Here is a 22364-nt window from a genome sequence, read left to right as displayed (position 1 = left end):
AGTGGATCACTTTCTCTATCAACAAGATGAACTCTATGCCGAGCAATGTACCGTTGCCTCGCTTGCAGATACCTATGGCACGCCGCTCTATGTCTATTCGCGCGCAACCCTAGAACGCCACTGGCATGCCTTCGACAATGCGGTCGCCGACCATCCCCATATGATCTGCTACGCGGTGAAGGCCAACTCTAACCTGGCGGTGCTGAATGTGTTAGCGCGTCTGGGCAGTGGCTTCGATATCGTCTCCGGCGGTGAGTTGGCAAGAGTATTAGAAGCCGGTGGTGAGGCGAGCAAGGTGGTCTTCTCTGGCGTCGGCAAGACAGTTGCCGAGATGGAGATGGCCCTGGAGGCGGGGATCTACTGCTTCAATGTCGAGTCGGCCGCCGAGCTCGAGCAGCTAAACTTGGTTGCCCTGAGGCTGGGCAAAGTCGCGCCAGTATCACTGCGGGTTAACCCAGATGTGGACGCTGGCACACACCCTTATATCTCGACCGGCTTGAAAGAGAACAAGTTTGGCATCGCTATGGAAGAGGCCGAGGCAATCTTCCTGCGAGCAAATGAGTTGCCGGGCTTGGCGGTGAAGGGTGCCGATTGCCATATCGGTTCGCAGCTCACCGAGTTACAACCCTTCCTCGATGCCATGGATCGCATGTTAGCCCTCATCGACCGTCTTGCAGAGCAGGGCGTTAAGATCGCTCATCTGGATGTGGGCGGCGGTCTGGGGGTCACCTATGATGGCGAGCAGCCGCCTGAGCCGAGTGCCTACGCCAGTGCCCTGCTTACCAAACTCGCGGGACGCGACCTCAAGCTCATCTTCGAACCGGGCCGCGCCATCGCCGCCAATGCCGGTATCTTCGTGACTCAAGTGCTCTACCTGAAAGAGAACGCCGAGAAGAATTTCGCTCTGGTCGACGGTGCGATGAACGATCTTATTCGTCCTTCGCTGTATAGCGCCTGGCAGAAGATCATCCCAGTGGTTCCACGCCTAGGTGACACCCGCCAATATGACGTGGTAGGGCCTGTGTGTGAGACGGGGGACTTCTTAGGCAAAGACAGGGCGCTCAACATTGAGGCCAAGGATCTGCTGGCGGTACGCTCGTCGGGCGCCTATGGCTTTACCATGGCATCAAATTATAACTCTCGCCCCCGCGCCGCCGAGGTGATGGTGGATGGCGATCGTCATTATTTGGTGAGAGAGCGAGAAAAAGTCGCGCAATTGTGGCAAGGTGAACAACTCCTCCCTTAAGCAGGGCAGGCCGGTTACTTTTTGAAGGAAAACACATTTGATCCATTTCACCAAGATGCACGGTTTAGGCAATGACTTTATGGTGGTCGATGGCGTGACGCAGAACGTCTATTTCTCGCCCGAGCAGATAAAGCGCTTAGCGGATCGCAACTTCGGCATCGGTTTCGATCAGCTCCTGTTGGTGGAGCCGCCCTATGATCCTGAGCTGGATTTTCACTATCGCATCTTTAATGCCGATGGCAGCGAAGTCGAGCAGTGTGGCAATGGCGCCCGCTGTTTCGCGCGCTTCGTGAAGAGCAAAGGCTTAATCAATAAGCAGAAGATTAAGGTCAGTACCTCTTCTGGCAAGATGACCTTGCGTCTTGAGCGTGACGGCAGCGTCACGGTCAACATGGGGATCCCTGTGCTGGAGCCGAGCCGCATCCCCTTTAATGCTAAGAAGGCGGAGAAGACCTACCTGCTGCAGGCCGATATGCCTGAGGGCATGCAGACCTTCCTCTGCGGCGCCGTGTCTATGGGTAATCCCCACTGTGTGCTCGAGGTCGATGACGTGGTCAACGCCGAGGTCGAGCAGATAGGCGCCCTGCTCACTAAGCATGAACGCTTCCCTAAGGGGGTGAATGTAGGTTTCATGCAGGTGGTCGATGCAAACCATATTAAACTTAGAGTGTATGAACGCGGCGCGGCCGAAACCTTGGCCTGTGGCAGCGGCGCCTGTGCGGCCGTGGTCGTGGGCCAACTGCAAGGCAAGCTTGCCAGACGCGTGCGGGTCGACCTTCCCGGTGGTAGCTTAACCATTAATTGGGAAGGCGAGGGTAAGCCCCTATGGATGACGGGGCCTGCTGAACATGTATACGATGGACAGATACAGCAATGAATGATGCGATGAACAAAAAAGCCGAGTTGCCCTTCGATGAAGTCTTGATCCGCGAGTATCTGCTCGACAATCCTGACTTCTTCGCCCGCTACCCCGAGCTGTTGTTGGCGATGCGGATCCCCCATGAGCAGCGCGGCGCAGTATCCTTGGTGGAACGTCGTCAGGAGATGCTCAGGGCCAGGGTGACCCAGCTGGAGGAGGAGATCACCTCCTTGCTGGCCATGGCCTCGCGTAACGAACAGATCTATATGTTCAATACCGCCTTGTCGCTCAAGCTGTTGCAGGCAGAGGATCTCGGAGACTTGCGGCAGATACTGTCGAGCGAGTTACAGAAACAGTTTCAGTTTACCCATGTCCGTTTGATCACAGTTCATGATATCGACAGCGAATTGTCGAACATCTGGAGCGAGCGCCTGAAACAGGGCTACTACTTCGGCCGTCTCACCCAAAATGAATCTAAGCGCCTGTTTGGCTGCGAGGTGGGCTCGGTGGCGCTATCTCGCCTGTCACAGCAGTGTGGCCAGGTGATCTTTGCCATCGCCAGCCAAGACCCTATGCATTTCCATCCTGAAATGGATAACCTCTTGCTGGATCAGCTAAAACAGTTACTCGACCACCTGCTGCCTAAGTTGTGAGGCCGTGATGTCTGACGACTGGGTGCAGGAATTTGTCTCATATCTGGTCAGTGAGCGGCAGCTCTCTCCCCACACGGTCAGAAACTATCGCTTCGAGCTCGAGCGGGTCGGCGAACTCCTTCCCGAGAATTTTATCTGGGCAGAGGTCAGCGACGAACAGCTGCAAGCCGTACTCAATAAACTGCACCGCAAGGGGCTGGGGCCTCGCTCCATCGCCCTGACGCTGTCGGCCTTAAAGCAGTTTTGTCATTATCTGCTGCAAGAGGGCTATATCAAAAAAGATCCATGCCTCAACCTCAGCGCGCCCAAACAGCAAAAGCCTCTGCCTAAGAATATGGATCTCGACTCCGTGACCCACCTTCTGTCTATCGAGGGGGACGACCCACTAGCGCTGAGAGATAAGGCGATCATGGAGCTGTTCTACTCTTCGGGCCTGCGTCTGGCTGAGCTGGCGGCCCTGGATACCCGAGACATCGCCAGTGGCGAGCATCAGGTCAAGGTCATGGGTAAGGGCAGCAAGGAGCGTATCGTCCCCATTGGCCGCATGGCACTGAGTGCCATCGACGACTGGCTAAAAGCGCGCTCGCTTTTGCCCTGTGAAGACGAAGCCCTGTTTGTCACCGCCAAGGGCAAGCGCCTCGCCCACAGGAGCATACAGGCCAGGCTAAACAAGTGGGGCCAGCAGCAGGGGTTAAATGCCCGGGTGCATCCCCATAAGCTGCGTCACTCCTTCGCGACCCATATGCTGGAATCCAGCGCCGATCTCAGGGCGGTGCAGGAACTGCTGGGTCACGCCAACCTGTCTACCACTCAGGTCTACACTAGCCTGGACTTCCAACATCTAGCCAAAGTCTACGACGGCGCCCATCCCAGGGCGAAGAAGCGAGGTGGTAATGGTTAGTGTGGCGATAGGTCTGCGACCCTTTAAGGCGATCAGTTTCGATCTGGATGATACCCTGTATGACAACCGGCCCATCATCATGGCCGCCGAGCAGCGCCTGCTAAGCTATCTGGCTGAATGTCATCCATTGACCCAAGATTGGGAGCTGGATGATTGGCAGGCATTGAAGCGCAGCCTGATAAAACAGTGCCCAAGCCTGGCCCATGACACGTCGGCGGCGCGCCTGGTGACCCTGGAGCAAGGGCTGATAACCTTAGGTTACGCCAAGACGACGGCAGGTGAGGCAGCGCAGCAGGCCCTGGCTTACTTTGTCGAGCAGCGCTCTGACTTCACCGTCGCGCCCGAGGTCGTTGCTAAGCTCGCTCGCCTGGCACGGCACTATCCCTTGGTTGGCATCACCAACGGCAATGTCGATGCCCAGCGGATTGGACTGGGTGAGGTGCTGGAGTTCGTCCTGCATCCCGGTAACGGCACACGCATGAAACCCTACCCAGATATGTTCTATCAGGCCTGCCAACGGCTGGATATCGGCTGTCATGAGCTCTTGCACCTTGGCGACAGCTTTAAGGCCGATGTTCAGGGAGCTCGCCGCGCGGGTTGCCAGGCCGCCTGGCTGAATCCGGCCTTCGATAGAGAGCCAAGTGAGCCTGGTTTGGGCTGTTTGCCTCATATTACCTGTACAGATCTTGACGATCTGCTAGCCCTTATCGACTAGGCTCGTCAGTCACTTATTTGTACTTTTCGGCTAACCATCACAGTCAGTTAACCTTAATTCCTCTATTGTCGGTGCTCATATTTCAAGGATAGAGAGGATATATGCGCACAAGGTTACTTCCCCTTTTGCTGCTGGCGTGGACGACGCCGGTATTTGCCCATGGGATCACCCATGGTGCGGGCTTCATGACCGGCTTTAATCATCCGGTGCTTGGTTTCGATCATTTGCTTGCCATGTTGAGTGTGGGCCTGTTGAGTACCCAGTTGGGTGGGCGGGCGATCTGGACGGTACCGCTGGCCTTTATGGCCTTCATGTTAGTCGGGGGCATCTTGGGCCTCTATGGTGTGGCTTTGCCCTGGGTTGAGCTGGGGATCGCCCTGTCTGTGTTGCTGCTTGGTCTGGCCATCGCCTTGGGCAGACATATTCCGTTGCTGCTCGCCATGGGGTTTGTGGGGCTGTTTGCCATCTTTCATGGTCATGCCCACGGCGCCGAGATGCCGGCCTTAGCCAGCCCGGTGCTCTATGCGCTTGGTTTCCTTACGGGAACCGCTGTGATCCATCTGCTCGGCGTGGCGCTTGGCATCATAATGCAGCAGCTGAGCCGTAAGCTGCCGCTGCTGCGTCTCAGTGGCGGCGTGATCGCCTTAGTCGGTGGTTATCTGATTATCGGCGTCTAGGGCGCCGATTGGATAGGGGCGCTGATTGCCGCGCCCCTTCTCTTGCTAAGTGATAGATAACTAAGCTTTAAATAGCTAATTGTTAAATAGCTATGTTTTAAATAGCTATGTTTTAGATCGCTAGGGTCTTAGGGAAGAGGATGTTGTTCTCGATATGTATGTGCTGCTGCAGATCGGCGACAAACTCCTTCAGGGTCGCGTAGCAGATGCGCCAGGTGGTACAGGCGTGGGCCGGCGGCGTGAAGTTGTTGGTGAGGGCCCTCAGGCGCTCGACAATCTCGCTGGCCTCATTGTGTTCATGTTCCATGGCGTTGATGGGGTTGCCTATGTGACCGAAACAGCCGCTCACCTGTTCGCCCGCTGCCATGGCGCGGATGGCGGGGAAGAGGATCTGTTCCTCCTTCATCAGGTGGGGCATGAGATCTTCTATCAGGGCACGCACCCAGCCGGCAAAGGGTTTTATCTCGTCATAATGCTCGCCGTGGGCGCGCACCATCTTCTGGCTATATTCGATAAGCAGTGGCGCCTTCTCACGCACATAGTCGTGGTGCGTCGCCTCAATGTAGTCGATCAGCTCGCCTAAGGGTAACTGATTCAGGCTATCCTCTTGCATCCCTTCTGCCTTCACGGCCTGCAGCGCCGCCTCTACCTCCACCAGGGCGATGCCCGCCCGATCACAGGCCTTTGCCAGGGTGCGCTTGCCGCCGCAGCAGAAATCGATACCAAATTGGCTGAAGACGTGGGCGCGTCGAAAGTCGCCGGCCACTAGGCTGCCAACTGTCTCTTCGGCAAATTCTGAGGCCAGTGGGGACTGTGTAGATAAAGACATGGTGACTCCAATTTAAAAGCTGTATTTTATAAGTGTGTTTAGATGGTAGAGAGGTTACCGGGTAAATTCAACGTAAACTTGAGTGTTTTACTCGGGATTATTGATTTAGTTGAGGCAGATCATGATTTACGTGTTAAGCCGTGGGCCTAAGGTGAGGGATTGATTGCAGAGTTGTGTGACGGAGCGGGGAATGAAGCGGCTTAAAGCAAAACGGGCTCACCATCGCTGGCGAGCCCGTTCAATACAGCTGACTAAGACAGTCTTAGTTCATGCCATACTTCTTTAATTTCTTACGCAGAGTACCACGGTTGATGCCTAGCATGTTGGCCGCGCGAGTCTGGTTACCACGAGTGTGTTGCATGATGATATCTAGTAGAGGTGCTTCAACTTCACATAACACCATTTCATAAACTTCTTCGGCTTCCTGGCCGTCCATTTGAGCGAAAAAGTTAGTTACTGCGCGCTTCACTGCGTCACGAAGTAACTGAGGCTTGATAGTGCCGTTAGCGGTTTCGATTTTGCCTACGGTAAGCTGATGAGCTTCTGGTTGAGTTGTCTGATCAAACATTCGTATTCTGCTCTTTATTAATTCTTTACTAATTCATCAAAATAACGCTCCAACATGGAACGTTGTTCTTCAACAGTTTCCAGCCGATTGAAGTCGGCTCTGAAAGATCTCTGCGCTTCTTGGTCCAGATACCATCCAACATGCTTTCTGGCGATACGTAACCCTTTGTATTCGCCATATAATGCATATAAATTCTTGAGGTGTTCCAGCATCACTTGACGCTTTTCGTCCACTTCAATGGGCGCTAGCTTATTACCTGTTTCCAAGTAATGTTGGATCTCTCTGAATAGCCAAGGCCGTCCTTGAGCGCCTCTTCCTATCATCACGGCATCTGCGCCCGTGTAGTCCAGCACGTAACGTGCCTTCTCCGGGGTACAGATATCGCCATTTGCGACAACTGGAATAGAGACATTCTGTTTAATCGCACGAATCGTGTCGTACTCGGCGTCGCCTTTGTACATGCATTGTCGCGTACGGCCATGGACCGCGAGCGAGGCAATGCCACAATCTTGCGCAATTTGGGCTATGTGAACGCCATTTCGGTGTTCGGGTGCCCATCCGGTGCGAATCTTCAGGGTGACAGGTACATCCACAGCGGCAACGACAGCCTGTAAAATTGCTTTTACCAGCTCTGGTTGCTGCAGTAGGGCCGAACCTGCCAACTTCTTATTCACTTTTTTTGCAGGACACCCCATGTTGATATCGATGATCTGTGCGCCCTGTTGTACGTTAACAAGGGCGGCATGGGCCATCATATCGGGGTCGGCACCTGCAATTTGTACTGAGCGAATCCCATCTTCACCAGCGTGTGCCATGCGCTGTCGGCTCTTGTCCGTGTCCCAGACCTCGGGATTGGACGAAAGCATCTCTGATACGGCCAGGGCGGCACCGTAGCGTAAACAGAGATTTCGGAAGGGTTGGTCGGTGACTCCTGCCATAGGAGCCACGATCAGCTGATTCTTCAGTTGATAGGGTCCAATCTGCATTAATCATCACACCTTGCGCTTCAAAGGGGCGCTATAGTACGCCTTTTTCAAGCCTGTGAAAAGGTCAATAAATGACCTGAGAGCAACTTTTTTGCTTGACTTTTGCGAGGTGAGAAGTCTGTGGCGGCCTTGCGGCCGCTGGCTTTTACCCCTATTTGCGTCTGCCTGTCAAGCGGCTCCAATCCTCTTTGTGAACTGGTGCGTCCATGTCAAACCACTGGGCATAATGCTGGCTGATCTCGTCGGCCTGTTCCTTTAGTAAGCCAGAGAGTGCCAGCAGGCCACCGGGCTGAACTTTCTCGGCGATCAGCGGTGCCAGTTCGCGTAGCGGTCCGGCAAGAATGTTGGCCACCAGAACCTCTGCCTTAAGATCGGCAGGCTGGTCCTCTGGCAGATAGAGGTCGAGCTTGTCGGCCACCTGGTTGCGCTCGGCGTTGGCCTTAGAGGCCTCGATCGCTTGGTAGTCGATGTCGATACCTGTGACCTTGGCGGCGCCTAACTTGAGCGCGGCGACCGCGAGAATGCCTGAGCCGCAGCCAAAATCGATCGCTTCTTTACCTTGTAAATCCAGGCCGTCTAACCATTCCAGGCACAGGGCGGTAGTAGGGTGGGTGCCGGTGCCGAACGCCAGGCCGGGATCCAGCATGACGTTGACTGCTTCTGGGTCGGGCACTTCGCGCCAGCTTGGGCAGATCCACAGGCGACGACCAAATTGGATCGGGTGAAAGTTGTCCATCCACTCTCTTTCCCAGTCCTTGTCTTCGACCTGCTCAATCTTATGGCTAAAGTCGGCGCCTAAATAAGGTTGCAGCTTGAGCATCTCTACCACGGGCGCCAGATCATAGTCGGCCTCGAACAGGGCGGTGATCACTGTGTGACTCCACAGCGGGGTCTCACCCAGGTTAGGCTCGTAGATTGGGGTGTCTTTACCATCTTCATAGGTGATCGACAGGGAACCCAGCTCCATCAGCATGTCGCTGAGTTGCTCGGCGTGTTGGTTATCTGTGTCTATCTTTAACTGGATCCAGGCCATGGGATCTTCTCTCTAAGGTCAATATAAGGTCAATAATGGCCCTATTGTAAACCAAGCCTAAGGCAAAGGCCGAGGAATCTGTGCCGAAACTGAGATTTGTGGGATTTAGCATCTAAATTCAATCGGTTATTTTGACTTGCTCGTGGTTGATTGTATTGTTTGAAATAAGTGTTTAAATTACTGATTATTATTGGTTAATTGGTTTTACCTTTGTTTCGTTGTGGGTGGGTTGTTTGTGATCGACGTCAAATGTTCCACCTTAGCAGGGTGAGGTGTCTCACGCTTTTCAGCTGTTCGTATAGGCAGCTAAAAACTTGTTGGTATGGTGTAGATCCCGACACTAGGCGCAGAAAGATCATGAAGGTTAACAGCTTGCAGTACCAACACACACATTACGCTGCTTTGGGCAGTCCCTGGTCGGCCAAGGCTGACAGAATACAGAGTGCCACCGGCATCTTATTGGGATGCTTTTTGCTGGCGCATCTGCACTTCGAGTCGAGCATTCTCTTCGGTAAAGAGACCTTCTATCACGTGGTGCAGTTCCTCGAAGGCGGCATGTTCAGCAGCACAGGCCATGGCATGCCGATAGTGACCAAGGTGTTCTCTATTTTTATCATGCTGGTTGTGATGCTGCATGCGGCGGTGGCGCTGCGTCGCTTCCCGGCCCAGCTGGGGCAATGGCGCGCGCTGCGTAATCACATGCAGGGGATAAAACATAAAGACAGCCACGCCTGGTTCTGGCAGCTGGTGACAGGCTTCATCCTGTTTTTCCTGGCGCCGGTGCACATCTTTACTATGATAACCAACCCGGAGATCGGCCCCCATCTGTCGGCCGAGCGTGTCTATCACGCCAACGCCTGGTTGCTCTACGCCCTGTTGCTGCCCGCCGTGGTGGTGCACGCCATGATAGGCCTCTACCGTGTGGCGGTGAAGTGGGGACTAATCCGTCACCGTAAGGGGCTGAGAAAGGCGATCAAGGTGTTGATCATCTATCTGATGACCCTGGGCATCTTGAGCCTCATCTCGTACATCATGATAGGCCGATCACTCGTCTTGCCAATTACGCCATTTGTGCCATAACTGTGTAGGCGCGGGGTAGATTAGCAAATTATAAAATATCGGATTGTGTTTTGATCTATCTCACGGTTTCAGTAGGGTTTGTGAGCGACATTAAGGCTAGCTGTTTTTAAATCTGTTTGTCTCGCACTTTTCCCACTTTTCACAGGAGTGCCTATGTCGCTGGCGAAAAAAAATAATAATGTAAGCGGTTGGCTCGATATGAGCCAGAGTGTCTCTGGTGTCATCTTGGCGTTGTTCCTCTGGACACATCTGGTGTTGGTTTCCTCAATCCTGTTGGGGGCCGATGCCATGACATTTGTGGCGCGAACCATGGAGCTGAGTTTCCTCAGCGCCGATGGTCATGGTTATCCCTGGGTGGTGTCGGGCATCGCCATCATAGTGGCGCTACTGGCGTTGATCCATGTGTTGGTTGCCGTGCATAAGATGCCGCTGAATCTGCAACAGCAGCGGGCGCTGCGTCAGCAGATGAGCGTGATCCACCATGACGACACCAAGCTGTGGGTGTGGCAGGCGATCACCGGCGTGGGGATCTTTCTGCTGCTGCCTGTGCATCTTTGGTTGATCGGCAGCGCGCCGGAAACCATAGGCCCTGTGGGCAGCGCAGACCGTATCTGGAACCAAGGGGTCTGGATGGTCTATCTGCCGCTGCTTCTGTGTGTAGAACTGCATGCCGCTATCGGCATCTATCGCGTGGCCATCAAGTGGGGCGCCAAGCGCGCCATCGACGCCCGCGCCCGAATTAAAAAAATAAAAACCATAGTGAGTGTGGTGTTTGTGGTGATAGGTCTGGCCTCTCTACTTGCCTTCCTGCCCTACGCCAGCTAACCCATTAGACGCTAATTTGATCTCTTATCCCTCGTAAGGAGCAAGTGTGAAACTGATATATACCGATTCTTTAGTCGTGGGCGCCGGACTGGCGGGACTAAGGGTCGCCATCGCCTCGAAGGAACGCGGCCTGGATACCCTGGTGCTGTCACTGATCCCCGCCAAGCGTTCCCATTCAGCCGCGGCCCAGGGCGGCATGCAGGCCAGCCTGGGAAATACCGTTAAGGGCATGGGAGACGATGAAGACGTACATTTCCAAGATACGGTAAAGGGATCGGACTGGGGCTGTGATCAGGAAGTGGCGCGCATGTTTGCCCACTGTGCCCCCAAGGCGGTGCGTGAGCTGGCAAACTGGGGCGTGCCCTGGACGCGGGTCACCAAGGGGCCACGTCAGGTGGTGGTGAATGCCGAGAAGGTCACCATCGAAGAGGCCGAGGAGGCCCATGGCCTGATCAACGCCCGCGATTTCGGCGGCACCAAGAAGTGGCGCACCTGCTATACCGCTGATGGTACCGGTCACTCGCTGCTCTACGCCGTGGACAACAAGGCGATCTCTCTGGATATTCCGGTACACGAAAGAGTCGAGGCGTTGGCGCTGATCCACGATGGCAAGCGTTGCCATGGGGTGGTGGCCAGATGTCTGATCACAGGTGAGCTGCGCGCCTATGTGGCCAAGTCCACCACTATCGCCACTGGTGGCTATGGCCGTATCTATGAGGTCTCCACCAATGCGATCATCTGCGAGGGGATAGGCCAGGCGTTGGCGCTGGAAACCGGCGTGGCGACCCTAGGTAACATGGAGGCGGTGCAGTTCCACCCGACGGCGATCGTGCCTGTGGGGATTCTGACTACCGAAGGCTGCCGCGGTGACGGGGGCCTGCTCAGAGACAAAGATGGTCACCGTTTCATGCCTGATTATGAGCCGGAGAAGAAGGAGCTGGCCTCGCGGGACGTAGTATCGCGCCGCATGACGGAGCATATGCGTAAAGGTAAAGGGGTCGATAGCCCCTATGGTCCACACCTATGGCTCGATATCACCCTGCTTGGTCGCAAGCACGTGGAGACCAACCTGCGCGAAGTCAAAGAGATCTGCGAGAACTTCCTCGGCATAGATCCCGCCGAAGATTGGATTCCTGTGCGTCCGACCCAGCACTACTCCATGGGCGGCATACGCACCGACGCCAAGGGGCAGAGTCCACAGCTAAAGGGTCTGTTCAGTGTGGGTGAGGCGGCTTGTTGGGACATGCATGGCTTTAACCGCCTGGGGGGCAACTCGCTGGCAGAGACAGTGGTGGGCGGCATGATCATCGGCAAGTATGTGGCCGACTTCTGCGAAGAGAACACCCTGGAAATCGACACCTCGCTGGCCGAGCGCTTCGTGGCTCAGGTACGCGATGAGATAGATGGCTTGGTGGAGGGGCAGGGCAGTGAGTCTGCCTATGAGCTTAAGCGCGAGATGCAGCGCATCATGATGGACTATGTGGGCATCTTCCGTAATGGCCCAGAGCTGACCAAGGCGGTTGAGGAGTTAGAGGCTCTGCTGATCCGCTCGCGTAACTTGGGCCTCAAGTGCAAGAAGCGCCATGCCAACCCAGAGCTGGTGGAGGCATTAAGAGTCAAGCGCATGCTCAAGGTGGCGTTAACGGTTGCCTGCGGCGCCGAGGCGCGCACCGAGAGCCGCGGTGCCCACGCCCGTGAAGATTATCCACAGCGTAACGATAAAGAGTGGCTCAACCGCACGCTCTCCTCCTGGCCGAGCAGTGACGCCACCCGTCCGCAGCTGGACTACGAACAGCTGGATGTGATGAAGATGGAGCTGCCACCTGGCTATCGTGGCTATGGTATCAACAACGCCATCGCCCATCCGGACACAGAGAAGCGGGAGAAACAGATAGTCGAGATCTTGAGTAACCTGGGCGAAGATGCCGATCGCCATGAGCGCCAGCACGCGCTGATGCCGTTCGAGGTGCCAGAATCCCTTAGAGAGAAGAATGAGCGTTTGCATGATAAGCCGCTCGGAAACAGACAGCAGCTTGGAGAAGAAAGCAAATGAGTCAGGGTCGTACACTAACCTTTAATATCTTCCGTTATGATCCTCAGATGCCGGACGATAAGCCCAAGATGGTCAAGTATCAGCTGGAAGAGGCGCCGGGCATGACGGTGTTTATCGCGCTGAACATGCTGCGTGAGCAGCAGGATCCGTCACTGCAGTTCGATTTCGTCTGCCGCGCCGGGATCTGCGGCAGCTGCGCCATGGTGATCAACGGTTATCCCACCTTGGCCTGTCGCACCCTGACAAGCAAGTATCCTAAGGGGGAGATCACCCTGATGCCGCTGCCGGGTTTCGAGCTGATCGGCGACCTGTCGGTTAACACAGGCAAATTTATGCGTGAGCTGGCAGAGCGTCTCAAACTGTGGCTGCATCCGAGAAACGACGAGGCGGACATTCACCGCATCGAGGCCCCCATGGATCCCGAGGAGGCCGCCAAGCTCTACGAGCTGGAGCGCTGCGTCGAATGTGGTGTGTGTGTCTCGGCTTGTGCCACCAAGCAGATGCGCGACACCTTCGTCGGCGCCGTGGGCATGATGAAGATCGCCCGCTTCGAGCTCGACAGCCGCGATGCCCGTAGCGTGGAAGACTTCTATCACGTGATAGGCAATCAGGATGGGGTGTTCGGTTGCATGACCCTGCTGGGCTGTCAGGACAACTGTCCTAAAGACCTGCCGCATATGCAGCAGATTGCCTATCTCAGGCGCAAGATGGCGACCGCCTTGGTATAAGCCCTAAGCTGTTTGTGCACACCTTTGAAAGCCTGCCTGAGCAGGCTTTTTTATTGGCACCAAATCCACCAATAGGCTTACTTTTATCAAAAATATTTTGATAAAAGTAAGCTTTTTAGCCAGTCTATGCTTAATAGAAATTCACTCAAAGAGAGTGCAGAACGCGGCGGGGAAACAGGCGATGCAGGTCAATGATCTATTGTTATTTGTGCGGGTGGCCGATTGCGGCAGCCTGAGCGGCGCGGCGGTGGAGCTGGAGATCTCTGCGGCGGTGGCTAGCGCCAGCCTGAAGCGGCTGGAGAAGGAGCTGGATACCGTGCTCTTTATCCGCAGCACCCGTAGCCTGAGGCTGACCGATGCCGGCGAGCGTTACCTCAGCTATTGTCGCCGGGCATTGGAGGACTTGCGTCTCGGCGAGCAGGCATTGGCCTGCGCCAAGTCGCAGATTGCCGGCAAGCTGAGTGTGGCCCTGCCGTCCGATGCCGGGCGCAACTATATTCTGCCCTGGCTGGATCATCTGATGGACGAATATCCCAGGTTACAGCTGAGGCTGCATCTCGCCGACAGCCTGACCAACTTCTATCACGACAAGATAGATGTGGCCCTACGTAGTGGTACCCCAAAGGATTCTAGCCTGGTGGCCTTTAAGATCTGCTCGGCCCAGCGCATCCTGTGCGCCTCGCCCGAGTATATAGCTGCCCATGGTCGCCCCGAGACCCTGAGCGATCTGGAGAAGCATAACTGCTTGTTTTTCATGTTAGATGAGAAGACCCACGACCAATGGTGTTTCTATCGCGATGGTCAGAGTCACAGGGTGAGGGTGTCTGGCAATCGCACCTGTAACGACGCCGAAGTCGCCCGCAAGTGGGCGCTGGCGGGGAAGGGGATCGTCTATAAGTCATCTTTGGATCTGGCGGATGACCTGGCCTGCGGCGCCCTGGTGCCGCTGCTGACCCAGTACAGCGGCGAGAGCGCCGATCTCTATCTTGTATGTCCCGGGCGGCAACATGTGACACCTCTGGTGCTGACCCTGAGGGAGCATCTGCGTCAGCGCTGCCAGCAGCGCGCCCAGCGCCTCGCCGCAGCTTTTACTCAGCAGGCATAAAAAAAGCCGCATCTTTGCGGCTTTTTATCGATAACGTTTTAAGACTAATATTGGGACTTAATTTAGGACTTAGCGCGTTTCATCGCGGTGAAGAACTCTTCGTTGGTCTTGGTCATGGCCAGCTTGTCGATGAGGAACTCCATGCCGCTGACTTCGTCCATAGGATTGAGGATCTTACGCAGGATCCACATCTTCTGTAGCTCGTCCGGTGTGGTCAGCTTCTCTTCGCGACGGGTACCCGAGCGGTTGAAGTCGATAGCTGGGAAGACACGCTTCTCGGCGGCCTTACGAGACAGGTGAAGTTCCTGGTTACCCGTACCCTTAAATTCTTCGTAGATCACTTCATCCATCTTAGAGCCTGTATCGACCAGCGCGGTGGCGATAATGGTCAGGCTGCCGCCATGTTCGATGTTACGAGCGGCGCCGAAGAAGCGCTTAGGACGGTGCAATGCGTTGGCGTCCACACCACCGGTAAGAACCTTACCTGATGAAGGGATCACTGTGTTGTAGGCGCGTGCCAGACGGGTAATAGAGTCGAGCAGGATCACTACGTCTTTCTTGTGTTCTACCAAACGCTTAGCCTTCTCGATAACCATCTCGGCTACCTGTACGTGACGGCTGGCTGGTTCGTCGAAGGTAGAGGCGACCACTTCACCTTTTACCAGGCGTTGCATCTCGGTCACTTCTTCTGGACGCTCGTCGATCAGCAGTACCATCAGCACAACTTCTGGGTTGTTGTAGGTGATGCTCTGGGCAATGTTTTGCAGCAGCAAGGTCTTACCTGCCTTCGGCGGCGCCACGATCAGGCCACGTTGGCCCTTACCGATTGGCGAGCAGAGGTCGAGAATACGGGCGGTAATATCTTCGGTTGAACCGTTACCACGTTCCATTCGGATACGTTCTTCTGCATGAAGTGGGGTTAAGTTTTCGAAGAGGATCTTGCTGCGGGAGTTTTCGGGTTTGTCGAAGTTGACTTCACTGACTTTCAGTAGCGCGAAATAACGTTCACCTTCTTTCGGGGGACGGATTTTACCAAAAATGGTATCACCGGTGCGCATGTTAAAGCGGCGAATTTGGCTCGGTGAAACATAGATATCGTCTGGACCTGCCAGGTAAGAACCGTCTGCGCTACGAAGGAAACCAAAACCATCTTGCAGGATTTCGAGTACCCCGCCACCGAAAATATCTTCACCGCTTTTGGCGTGGGCTTTAAGGATTGCGAAAATAATGTCCTGTTTGCGGGCTCGGGCCATGTTCTCGATTTTCATATCCTGAGCCAGAATGACTAGGTCTGAAATCGACTTCTCTTTTAATTCTGATAAATTCATCGTGGTGGGTCTTGTATATTGCGAGACAAAGCTATTTTGGGACTAATAGCATAAAGTTGTTTGGATATTAATCGAAATAGCGAGGTGTGGTTAATGAGAAAGTTTCTGGTTATTAAAGTAGCACTATAGGAGCAGGGCGTCTAGAAATTTAGCGACCCTCGACACAATTACTTGACCAAGCTGTGTCGAGAATCACTTTCTATGACAAAAATGTCATAGGGATCGAAGCATTATAGTTGTGCGTCGATGAACTCTTTAAGTTGAGTCTTAGAAAGGGCGCCTACTTTAGTGTCGGCTAGCTCACCATTCTTGAAGATAAGCAGTGTTGGAATGCCACGTACGCCGTACTTAGCCGGAGAGGCGTTGTTTTGGTCTACGTTTAGCTTAGCGATAGTTACCTTGCCGGCATATTCGTCTGCAACGTCATCCAGGATTGGGGCGATCATTTTACAAGGGCCGCACCATTCTGCCCAGAAATCAACGAGGACTGGCAGATCTGATTTTAAAACGTCGTTTTCAAAGCTGTCGTCGCTTAGGGTAATAATTTTATCGCTCATGATGTTCTCCAGTTAGGGTGCCATTGCTGGTTTGTTAATGGCTTAAGCTGTATATTGGGTCTGAAATTCGCTTTTCAAGAGTTATTCGCGGCTTTCAACGGTCTTTTTTTATTAGCCGTTATTTCAAACGATCGAGTTCCTTATTGCAACCCTAACTGGTATGCTTGCGCTATGAGCGAAACACATTTAACGAATCAAAAGTTTGCCGACTTTTCTCTACATCCAGAGATACAACAGGCATTAGTCGAAAGCGGCTTTGAATATTGCACACCTATCCAGGCATTATCATTACCGATTTTACTCCAGCATAAAGATATCGCAGGCCAAGCACAGACGGGTACAGGTAAAACCCTGGCTTTTCTGGTCGCAACCTTCAATCATCTGCTAACCACCCCCATTCCCGACGGACGTCAACTCAATCAGCCCAGAGCCATAGTGATGGCACCGACCCGCGAACTGGCTATTCAGATCGCCAAGGATGCTGAGCTGTTGGCGAAACATACCGGCCTCAAGGTAGGTATTGTCTACGGCGGCGAGAGTTATGAAGTACAACGCAAGGTGTTGGACAAGGGCGTCGATATCCTGATTGGTACCACTGGCCGCATCATAGATTATGTGCGTCAGGGGGTGATCAATCTCAGCACCATACAGGCGGTAGTGTTGGACGAAGCCGACCGCATGTTCGATCTCGGTTTCATCAAAGATATTCGCTTCCTCTTTAGACGTATGCCAGACGCCAACGAGCGTTTGAATATGCTGTTCTCGGCGACCCTGTCGATGAAGGTGCAGGAGCTGGCCTACGATCATATGAATGATCCCGAGAAGGTCGAGATCGCGCCAAGTGAGAAGACGTCTAAAAACATCACCGAGGAGATCTTCTATCCTTCACAGGAAGAGAAGATGCGCTTGCTGCTTACTCTGATTGAGGAAGATTGGCCAGAAAAAGCTATCGTGTTCTCTAACACTAAGCACAGCTGCGAAAACCTTTGGGCTCACCTAGAGGGTGATGGTCACCGAGTTGGCCTGCTCACCGGCGATGTGCCACAGAAGAAACGTATCCGTATTCTCGAGCAGTTTACCGAGGGTCAGCTGGATATTTTGGTCGCGACAGACGTGGCCGCGCGCGGTCTGCATATCTCAGACGTGTCTCACGTGTATAACTATGATCTGCCCGATGACTGTGAAGATTATGTCCACCGTATCGGTCGTACCGGACGTGCGGGTCAGAAAGGGGTCTCTATCAGTTTCGCTTGTGAAGAGTACGCCCTGAACCTGCCGGCTATTGAGAATTATATTCAACATAGCATTCCTGTGACTAACTACGACAGCGAAGCGTTGCTCGATGATATTCCGCCACCAGTGCGCATTCATCGCAAGCATTCGCCACGTCCTGCAGGCCGTTCGGGTGGTAGTAAGCCACAGGGTGGCCGTCCAGGTGCACGTCCGAGACGCCACGACAGGACCCGTAGACACAGTTAATGAAGCACTCTGGCGTCAGTCCCTTGTATGCGGCCATTACCTTAGGCTCGAATAGTTTCAATATGCTGGTGGCGCAAACCCGCGCCGGCAAGCCGACCGTAGTGGCCAAGTATAAGCGCAAGGTACGCCTTGCCGAGGGGATAGGCATTGATGGTGTGCTCCGCCCCGAGGTGTTTGAGCGCGGCCTGGATTGTCTGCAGATGTTCTCGCAGATGCTGGACCGAGAAGGGGTGAGTCGTGACAATATCGCCGTCATCGCCACGGCGACCCTGCGTAGTATCGGCAACGCAGATGCCTTCTGCGAGGCTGCCTTACCTATCCTGGGACAACCCATAGAGATCATCTCTGGCCTGCGTGAGGCAGAGCTTATCTATCAGGGCATGGTCGCCACCACTCAAGGTGAGGGGCGACGCCTGGTGATCGATATCGGCGGCGCAAGTACCGAGTTCATCATAGGTGATGGCAATAAGGTGCTGCTTAAGACCAGCCTTCCCATGGGCTGTGTCACCTTCAAGGATAAATTCTTCAACAGCTTCCCATTTCAGCAACTGGATTTCGATGCGGCCCAGAGCCAGGTCGAGACCGTCCTGGGTGACTATCGCAGACAGCTGACCGATTATGGCTGGCACTGTGTGGTCGGCGCCTCGGGGACTGTGCAGTCCGTGGTGGAGCTACTCAACGATCGCGGCGTCTCCGCGACCATTACCCCGGCAGTGCTAGCCGATCTCAGGGGGGAGGTGCTGGCACAGACAGATGTGAGCCTGCGAGACATTCGCGGCCTGCATAGTGAGCGCGCGCCCACCTTCGCCGCCGGCTTAGCCATACTATCTGCCCTGTTTAATCTGCTCGACATTCAGTCCCTCAATCTCTCCGGCGGCGCCTTGAGAGAAGGCGTGCTGCATCAACTTGCCCAGCGAGTATTGGCCGCCTAGTTCTGCCTTTTATTGGCGATTGCCAACATTTAGATGCCCCCTTCAAGTTCGTAATATCTCCCTTCTTACTAAACAATATCTAAATTATTTGAATAATTTCATTTACTTATCTGCTTGACCTGCCTTTTCTCTTCTCCGCTTCTCTACATGAAGATCTTTTGTATATTGAAGATTGTATAAAATATGTGTTTTGTGTTATGTTTTTGTTGCGTCTGAGTTCTGTACCTACTTGAACCTAAATTAGTGGCTTGGATGCTAATAAAAAATAATGAGGAAGGGAGAATACAATGAAGTTAAATAGACTGGCTCAATACGTGAGTTTGGCCTGTGGTGGTTTAGCTGCGATAGCTGTTCCGACGTTTGCCGCCGACAATAGTGATGAGACTGTTGAGCGTATTGAAGTGACTGGTTCGCGAATAAAGCGCATTGACATGGAAGGGGCTAGCCCTATCACTACCATTACCGCAGATGAGCTGGCTAAATCAGGCTTTTCGACTGTGGGTGATGCGTTGCGTAGTTCTAATTTGAATGCCTTTGGCTCATGGGGCGGCGGTTCCAACAATGGGTGGGGATCGCAAGCAACAGTACAGCTTAAGGGAGCTTCTGCTTTTCATACGCTAACCTTGTTAGATGGTAAGCGTATGGCTAAGTCTCCAGTAATGGATGGTGGTGCGGCTAATATCAATACGATTCCAATGGCTGCGGTAGAGCGTATCGAGATTCTTACCGACGGCGCATCTGCTATCTATGGAACTGATGCTATAGCCGGTGTAGTTAATATTATTCTCAAGAAAGATTTTGAGGGTATTCAATTTGATGCTCGTATGGATAGACCGACCCAAGAGGGGGGGGACTCTTCCAACATGTCGTTCACTGGTGGTCTAGATTCAGAGAAGGGACATCTGGTTTTTACTGTTGAGCATTATGAGTCACAAAAAATCATGCAGAAGGATCGCTGGTATACCAGACCTTTTGTCAAAGAAGGTGGCAACCCTGAAGACTATCAAGATTGGGTCAATATCAGCCCTACTGGCCGTGTGCTCACGCAAGGTGATGCGGGCGGTTGGGTTTATTCAACACCGTTTTCAAATTCCGAAAAGAGCTGTGCCGATGTTTATGGCGAGGCTTTTGTCGGCTCTTTGATTGATAGTGATTATCCAGGTGATACACTATGTGCCTACGATTACACCCAAGCGGCCGCAACATCCGTTGGCCAAACTCGAAATAATACATTAATACACTATTCTTACGAGTTAACCGATAGCATTGAATTGACCGCGAGAGCCTATTGGGCATCGAATGAGACAAAGGATATTTCGGCGCCTGTACCTGCTTCTATCAGTATTCCCGAAGGGCTGCCCGCCTATACGACCCCAGAGGGGTTAGAGCTTGTCGAATTGGTTGCAGATCCTAGTGCAGGAATGAATTATCGATTTGATACGGCTGGCGACAGGGTCGCAGAGCATCACGATAATATTTATGATTTCCTCATAGGACTAGATGGTTCAGCAGAGCATTTCGATTGGGATGTCGCAGTTAATTACAACAAATATGATAACTACACTTGGGGAACTGGTTATCAATTAAAAGGGGCGACGACAGATCTTGTTGGTCATTGGGATGAAGATACAAACTCTTTCGTAGGTTGGGACCCTCGAGATCCAAACTCAGCCTTACCTCCTGGGGCAACGGCTAACTATGATAAGCGGATGTCAGCGTCTTATTTGGATGTTAATGGCGGCCTTTCTTTTAACTTATTTGAGTTACCAGCCGGAGATGTAGGCATGTATATCGGTGCTTCTTATCGCGAAGAAACACTGGACTCTAAAGTAGATGCGTTAGCCGAAGCAGGTCAGATAGTTGGTGGCAATGGTGGCTCTGGTGGTGCGGGTGAGCGTGATGTTAAAGCGGCATACTTCGAGGTTGTTTTGCCCATTATTGACAGCCTAGAGTTGAACCTTGCCGGTCGCTACGATGATTATTCTGATTTTGGGGGTACCTTTAATCCTCAGGTTTCTATTCGTTATAACGTTATAGACTCGCTATTACTGCGTGGCTCTTGGGGAACCGGTTTCCGTGCTCCAACCTTGTCTGACTTGTATCAAGGCACTTCTGAAGGCTTTGGTTATATTAAGAATTACCTCAACTGTTATAAAGAAGGCGAAGACATTGATACCTGTGATCGCTGGGATTATGGCGCAACCCGAACTGGTGGCAATGAGGCGTTAAAGCCTGAAGAGTCAGAATCGTACAATATCGGTGTGGTTTGGGAAGTGACAGACGAAATCAACCTATCGGTTGATTATTGGTCATTGGAAACGACTAACCTCATATCAGAGCTTGATGCGAGTGAAATCGTAAGAACTCAGGCAAAACTATGGGAACTTGCTGATGCCAATGGGGAACCTCGCCCTGATGTTTCTAGCGTATATCCTGGTACCTCAATAAGCCAAATCGGTAACGGTAAGATTGATTATGTTGTCAGTCAGAAACTTAACGTTGGATTAAGTGAACGAGAAGGGATAGACGTAAAACTGGGCGCAGGTTTTGGTTCTGACTACGGTGACTTCAAATTTGGCTTGGGCTGGTCTTATTTCTTAAAGTATAAGTCGTCCTATTCGCAGGCAGGTGCGCAGATCTTGTCTGATGATTATGCCGGTCGCGAAGATACCCCTGCCCACAGAATAAATCTAACCGCTGATTATAGTTTTGGCGATCACGCGCTGAGTTACTTTGGTAACTATATTGGCTCTCAAAAGAGTTGGGATATAGTAGAAGGAAGCTGGGACGCCGAAGCTGGTGAGACCGCTGATGATGGACAACTTTATGAAGTTGATTCTGTTTTCTATCATAACCTTACTTACACCTACACTCTGCCTTGGAACAATAGCATTTCCTTAGGTGTTACTAACCTTACAGATGAAGATCCTAAGTTCAAATACGATGGTACATACAACGGTAATTTGTATGATATTCGTGGACGGACCTATTGGGCTGGATTCCGTCAGTCTTTCTAATATTTATAGAGCAAAAGGCCGCAGTTGCGGCCTTTTTTATTGGTGCGGGTTTAGTCGAGGATCTTCGCCAGATCCACCTCGAGAGAGGTTTCTGGACGCTCGACGATACGACCTATCTCCTTGCCATCCTGCTTCACGATGAAGGTTGGGATGCGGGTAAAATCATACTTGGCAGCTAGGCCTTCTGGGTCGAGTTTCTTACGATCCACCCCTATGTAGGTCACCTTGATGTTCGGGTTGTTGGCCGCTTCCATGATGCGGATGAAGCGCGGCGTCTCACGGTGACAATCTGGGCACCAGGTACCTATGATGACGACAATCTCGGTTGGTGTCTGCAGCTTCTTGATTGGCGCGATGGCGGCCTCGTCGACCTGGTAGCTCTTATAGCCCTGGGTGAAATCATCAAGCTCTGTGACTAAGGTTTGGGCTTGTACTTCGCCGGTCAGTATCACTTCCTGTTTCTCCTCACTGCAAGTGGCGATAAAGCCTTCCTGCTTTTCATCGAATGCACAGCCATTATTTGCCAGTGCCTGAGTGCTAAAGAACAGCGCTGTGGTGGCAAGTAATGCTTTAATATTATTGGTCATAAATAGTACCTCAGGCCCGTAGACAAAAACCAGAATTGAGAATTCATTTCATTCTGATGCTATTCAATCATCTAAGTTGCACCGAGAGTAGCGCGAATGCGGCGAGCTGTTAACTGGATCACGCCATGGTCGATAGCTTAGCGCAGGGCTTCACACATTTGTCGCTAAATTGCAGAAATTCTCTGCGCTTGGCAACAAGGTGTTAA

General features: G+C 52.9%; 21 protein-coding genes. 14 read left to right on the top strand and 7 right to left on the bottom strand.

Annotation, left to right across the window (positions count from 1 at the left end; translation table 11 throughout):
• Window position 1: 1 nt before the first annotated feature.
• The 6 genes from lysA (at window position 2) to AYI87_RS04935 (ending at window position 5051) form a co-directional block, all read left to right on the top strand.
• Entirely contained in the window at window positions 2–1246 is a 1245-nt protein-coding gene (gene lysA / locus AYI87_RS04960; RefSeq protein WP_144200107.1) for a diaminopimelate decarboxylase, read from the top strand.
• Window positions 1247–1283: 37 nt separating this feature from the next.
• Window positions 1284–2123, top strand: a complete 840-nt coding sequence (gene dapF / locus AYI87_RS04955; protein WP_144200105.1) for a diaminopimelate epimerase — start codon at window positions 1284–1286, stop codon at window positions 2121–2123.
• Window positions 2120–2758 carry a DUF484 family protein gene (locus tag AYI87_RS04950; protein WP_186300552.1) on the top strand — a complete coding sequence of 213 codons (639 nt, stop codon included), beginning with the start codon at window positions 2120–2122 and terminating at the stop codon, window positions 2756–2758. The genes dapF and AYI87_RS04950 overlap by 4 nt, the downstream gene beginning before the upstream one ends.
• 7 nt (window positions 2759–2765) lie before the next feature.
• Window positions 2766–3659: a tyrosine recombinase XerC gene (gene xerC / locus AYI87_RS04945; RefSeq protein ID WP_144200102.1), complete on the top strand. Its 894-nt coding sequence runs from the start codon at window positions 2766–2768 to the stop codon at window positions 3657–3659.
• Window positions 3652–4374, top strand: coding sequence for an HAD-IA family hydrolase (locus tag AYI87_RS04940; RefSeq protein WP_144200157.1), 723 nt, complete (start codon window positions 3652–3654; stop codon window positions 4372–4374). Before xerC ends, AYI87_RS04940 begins: the two co-directional genes overlap by 8 nt.
• Window positions 4375–4475: 101 nt before the next feature.
• On the top strand, window positions 4476–5051 hold the full coding sequence (locus AYI87_RS04935; RefSeq protein WP_144200100.1) for a HupE/UreJ family protein: 576 nt from the start codon (window positions 4476–4478) through the stop codon (window positions 5049–5051).
• Window positions 5052–5163: 112 nt separating this feature from the next.
• Here AYI87_RS04935 and ric read toward each other — a convergent pair whose 3' ends face one another.
• The 4 genes from ric to prmA form a co-directional block, all read right to left on the bottom strand.
• Window positions 5164–5880 carry an iron-sulfur cluster repair di-iron protein gene (gene ric / locus AYI87_RS04930; protein WP_144200098.1) on the bottom strand — a complete coding sequence of 239 codons (717 nt, stop codon included), beginning with the start codon at window positions 5878–5880 and terminating at the stop codon, window positions 5164–5166.
• A 262-nt stretch (window positions 5881–6142) separates the two neighbouring features.
• Window positions 6143–6448, bottom strand: a complete 306-nt coding sequence (gene fis / locus AYI87_RS04925) for a DNA-binding transcriptional regulator Fis (RefSeq protein WP_011864135.1) — start codon at window positions 6446–6448, stop codon at window positions 6143–6145.
• 17 nt (window positions 6449–6465) lie between these two features.
• Window positions 6466–7434: a tRNA dihydrouridine synthase DusB gene (dusB, locus tag AYI87_RS04920; protein ID WP_144200097.1), complete on the bottom strand. Its 969-nt coding sequence runs from the start codon at window positions 7432–7434 to the stop codon at window positions 6466–6468.
• A 151-nt stretch (window positions 7435–7585) separates the two neighbouring features.
• Entirely contained in the window at window positions 7586–8467 is an 882-nt protein-coding gene (gene prmA, locus AYI87_RS04915; RefSeq protein WP_144200095.1) for a 50S ribosomal protein L11 methyltransferase, read from the bottom strand.
• 357 nt (window positions 8468–8824) lie between these two features.
• On the opposite strand from prmA, the gene AYI87_RS04910 reads away from it, so the two are divergent.
• The 5 genes from AYI87_RS04910 to AYI87_RS04890 all read left to right on the top strand — a co-directional run bounded on the left by AYI87_RS04910 (window position 8825) and on the right by AYI87_RS04890 (window position 14258).
• The gene (locus AYI87_RS04910) at window positions 8825–9547 is read left to right on the top strand and encodes a fumarate reductase cytochrome b subunit (RefSeq protein ID WP_011864138.1); all 723 of its coding nucleotides are present in this window, start codon (window positions 8825–8827) and stop codon (window positions 9545–9547) included.
• A gap of 153 nt (window positions 9548–9700) precedes the next feature.
• Window positions 9701–10372: a fumarate reductase cytochrome b subunit gene (locus AYI87_RS04905; protein ID WP_144200093.1), complete on the top strand. Its 672-nt coding sequence runs from the start codon at window positions 9701–9703 to the stop codon at window positions 10370–10372.
• Between the two features lie 46 nt (window positions 10373–10418).
• Window positions 10419–12425, top strand: coding sequence for a fumarate reductase flavoprotein subunit (locus AYI87_RS04900; protein ID WP_144200091.1), 2007 nt, complete (start codon window positions 10419–10421; stop codon window positions 12423–12425).
• Window positions 12422–13153, top strand: coding sequence for a fumarate reductase iron-sulfur subunit (locus tag AYI87_RS04895; protein ID WP_144200089.1), 732 nt, complete (start codon window positions 12422–12424; stop codon window positions 13151–13153). The genes AYI87_RS04900 and AYI87_RS04895 overlap by 4 nt, the downstream gene beginning before the upstream one ends.
• Before the next feature lie 181 nt (window positions 13154–13334).
• A complete protein-coding gene (locus AYI87_RS04890) occupies window positions 13335–14258 on the top strand; it encodes a LysR family transcriptional regulator (protein ID WP_144200087.1) in 924 nt (307 codons plus the stop codon).
• A 62-nt stretch (window positions 14259–14320) separates the two neighbouring features.
• Here AYI87_RS04890 and rho read toward each other — a convergent pair whose 3' ends face one another.
• On the bottom strand, window positions 14321–15586 hold the full coding sequence (rho, locus tag AYI87_RS04885; protein WP_011864143.1) for a transcription termination factor Rho: 1266 nt from the start codon (window positions 15584–15586) through the stop codon (window positions 14321–14323).
• A gap of 230 nt (window positions 15587–15816) precedes the next feature.
• Window positions 15817–16143, bottom strand: coding sequence for a thioredoxin TrxA (trxA, locus tag AYI87_RS04880; RefSeq protein ID WP_088903634.1), 327 nt, complete (start codon window positions 16141–16143; stop codon window positions 15817–15819).
• A gap of 171 nt (window positions 16144–16314) precedes the next feature.
• On the opposite strand from trxA, the gene rhlB reads away from it, so the two are divergent.
• The 3 genes from rhlB to AYI87_RS04865 all read left to right on the top strand — a co-directional run bounded on the left by rhlB (window position 16315) and on the right by AYI87_RS04865 (window position 21571).
• The gene (rhlB, locus tag AYI87_RS04875) at window positions 16315–17622 is read left to right on the top strand and encodes an ATP-dependent RNA helicase RhlB (protein ID WP_144200086.1); all 1308 of its coding nucleotides are present in this window, start codon (window positions 16315–16317) and stop codon (window positions 17620–17622) included.
• Window positions 17622–18554 (top strand): exopolyphosphatase, encoded by a 933-nt coding sequence (locus AYI87_RS04870; RefSeq protein ID WP_144200084.1) that lies wholly within the window; start codon window positions 17622–17624, stop codon window positions 18552–18554. The genes rhlB and AYI87_RS04870 overlap by 1 nt, the downstream gene beginning before the upstream one ends.
• A 287-nt stretch (window positions 18555–18841) precedes the next feature.
• Window positions 18842–21571 carry a TonB-dependent receptor domain-containing protein gene (locus AYI87_RS04865; RefSeq protein WP_144200082.1) on the top strand — a complete coding sequence of 910 codons (2730 nt, stop codon included), beginning with the start codon at window positions 18842–18844 and terminating at the stop codon, window positions 21569–21571.
• Between the two features lie 50 nt (window positions 21572–21621).
• On the opposite strand, the gene AYI87_RS04860 is transcribed toward AYI87_RS04865, so the two are convergent.
• Entirely contained in the window at window positions 21622–22158 is a 537-nt protein-coding gene (locus tag AYI87_RS04860) for a thioredoxin family protein (protein ID WP_144200080.1), read from the bottom strand.
• Between the last annotated feature and the right edge of the window lie 206 nt (window positions 22159–22364).

Source organism: Shewanella sp. KCT, from assembly GCF_007636505.1.
Lineage (GTDB): Bacteria > Pseudomonadota > Gammaproteobacteria > Enterobacterales > Shewanellaceae > Shewanella > Shewanella halotolerans.
Note: the sequence above shows the minus strand (reverse complement) of the source record. Positions and strands in the feature narration are given on the sequence as shown.

Bases quoted from the DNA above. Each gene is read 5' to 3' on its own strand.
- AYI87_RS04895 (WP_144200089.1), top strand. From the start codon at position 12,422: ATGAGTCAGGGTCGTACACTAACCTTTAATATCTTCCGTTATGATCCT.
- AYI87_RS04865 (WP_144200082.1), top strand. From the start codon at position 18,842: ATGAAGTTAAATAGACTGGCTCAATACGTGAGTTTGGCCTGTGGTGGT.
- AYI87_RS04860 (WP_144200080.1), bottom strand. From the start codon at position 22,158: ATGACCAATAATATTAAAGCATTACTTGCCACCACAGCGCTGTTCTTT.
- AYI87_RS04905 (WP_144200093.1), top strand. From the start codon at position 9,701: ATGTCGCTGGCGAAAAAAAATAATAATGTAAGCGGTTGGCTCGATATG.
- AYI87_RS04950 (WP_186300552.1), top strand. From the start codon at position 2,120: ATGAATGATGCGATGAACAAAAAAGCCGAGTTGCCCTTCGATGAAGTC.
- rho (WP_011864143.1), bottom strand. From the start codon at position 15,586: ATGAATTTATCAGAATTAAAAGAGAAGTCGATTTCAGACCTAGTCATT.
- ric (WP_144200098.1), bottom strand. From the start codon at position 5,880: ATGTCTTTATCTACACAGTCCCCACTGGCCTCAGAATTTGCCGAAGAG.
- AYI87_RS04890 (WP_144200087.1), top strand. From the start codon at position 13,335: ATGCAGGTCAATGATCTATTGTTATTTGTGCGGGTGGCCGATTGCGGC.
- fis (WP_011864135.1), bottom strand. From the start codon at position 6,448: ATGTTTGATCAGACAACTCAACCAGAAGCTCATCAGCTTACCGTAGGC.
- xerC (WP_144200102.1), top strand. From the start codon at position 2,766: ATGTCTGACGACTGGGTGCAGGAATTTGTCTCATATCTGGTCAGTGAG.
- AYI87_RS04935 (WP_144200100.1), top strand. From the start codon at position 4,476: ATGCGCACAAGGTTACTTCCCCTTTTGCTGCTGGCGTGGACGACGCCG.
- trxA (WP_088903634.1), bottom strand. From the start codon at position 16,143: ATGAGCGATAAAATTATTACCCTAAGCGACGACAGCTTTGAAAACGAC.
- rhlB (WP_144200086.1), top strand. From the start codon at position 16,315: ATGAGCGAAACACATTTAACGAATCAAAAGTTTGCCGACTTTTCTCTA.
- prmA (WP_144200095.1), bottom strand. From the start codon at position 8,467: ATGGCCTGGATCCAGTTAAAGATAGACACAGATAACCAACACGCCGAG.
- AYI87_RS04940 (WP_144200157.1), top strand. From the start codon at position 3,652: ATGGTTAGTGTGGCGATAGGTCTGCGACCCTTTAAGGCGATCAGTTTC.
- AYI87_RS04870 (WP_144200084.1), top strand. From the start codon at position 17,622: ATGAAGCACTCTGGCGTCAGTCCCTTGTATGCGGCCATTACCTTAGGC.
- dusB (WP_144200097.1), bottom strand. From the start codon at position 7,434: ATGCAGATTGGACCCTATCAACTGAAGAATCAGCTGATCGTGGCTCCT.
- AYI87_RS04910 (WP_011864138.1), top strand. From the start codon at position 8,825: ATGAAGGTTAACAGCTTGCAGTACCAACACACACATTACGCTGCTTTG.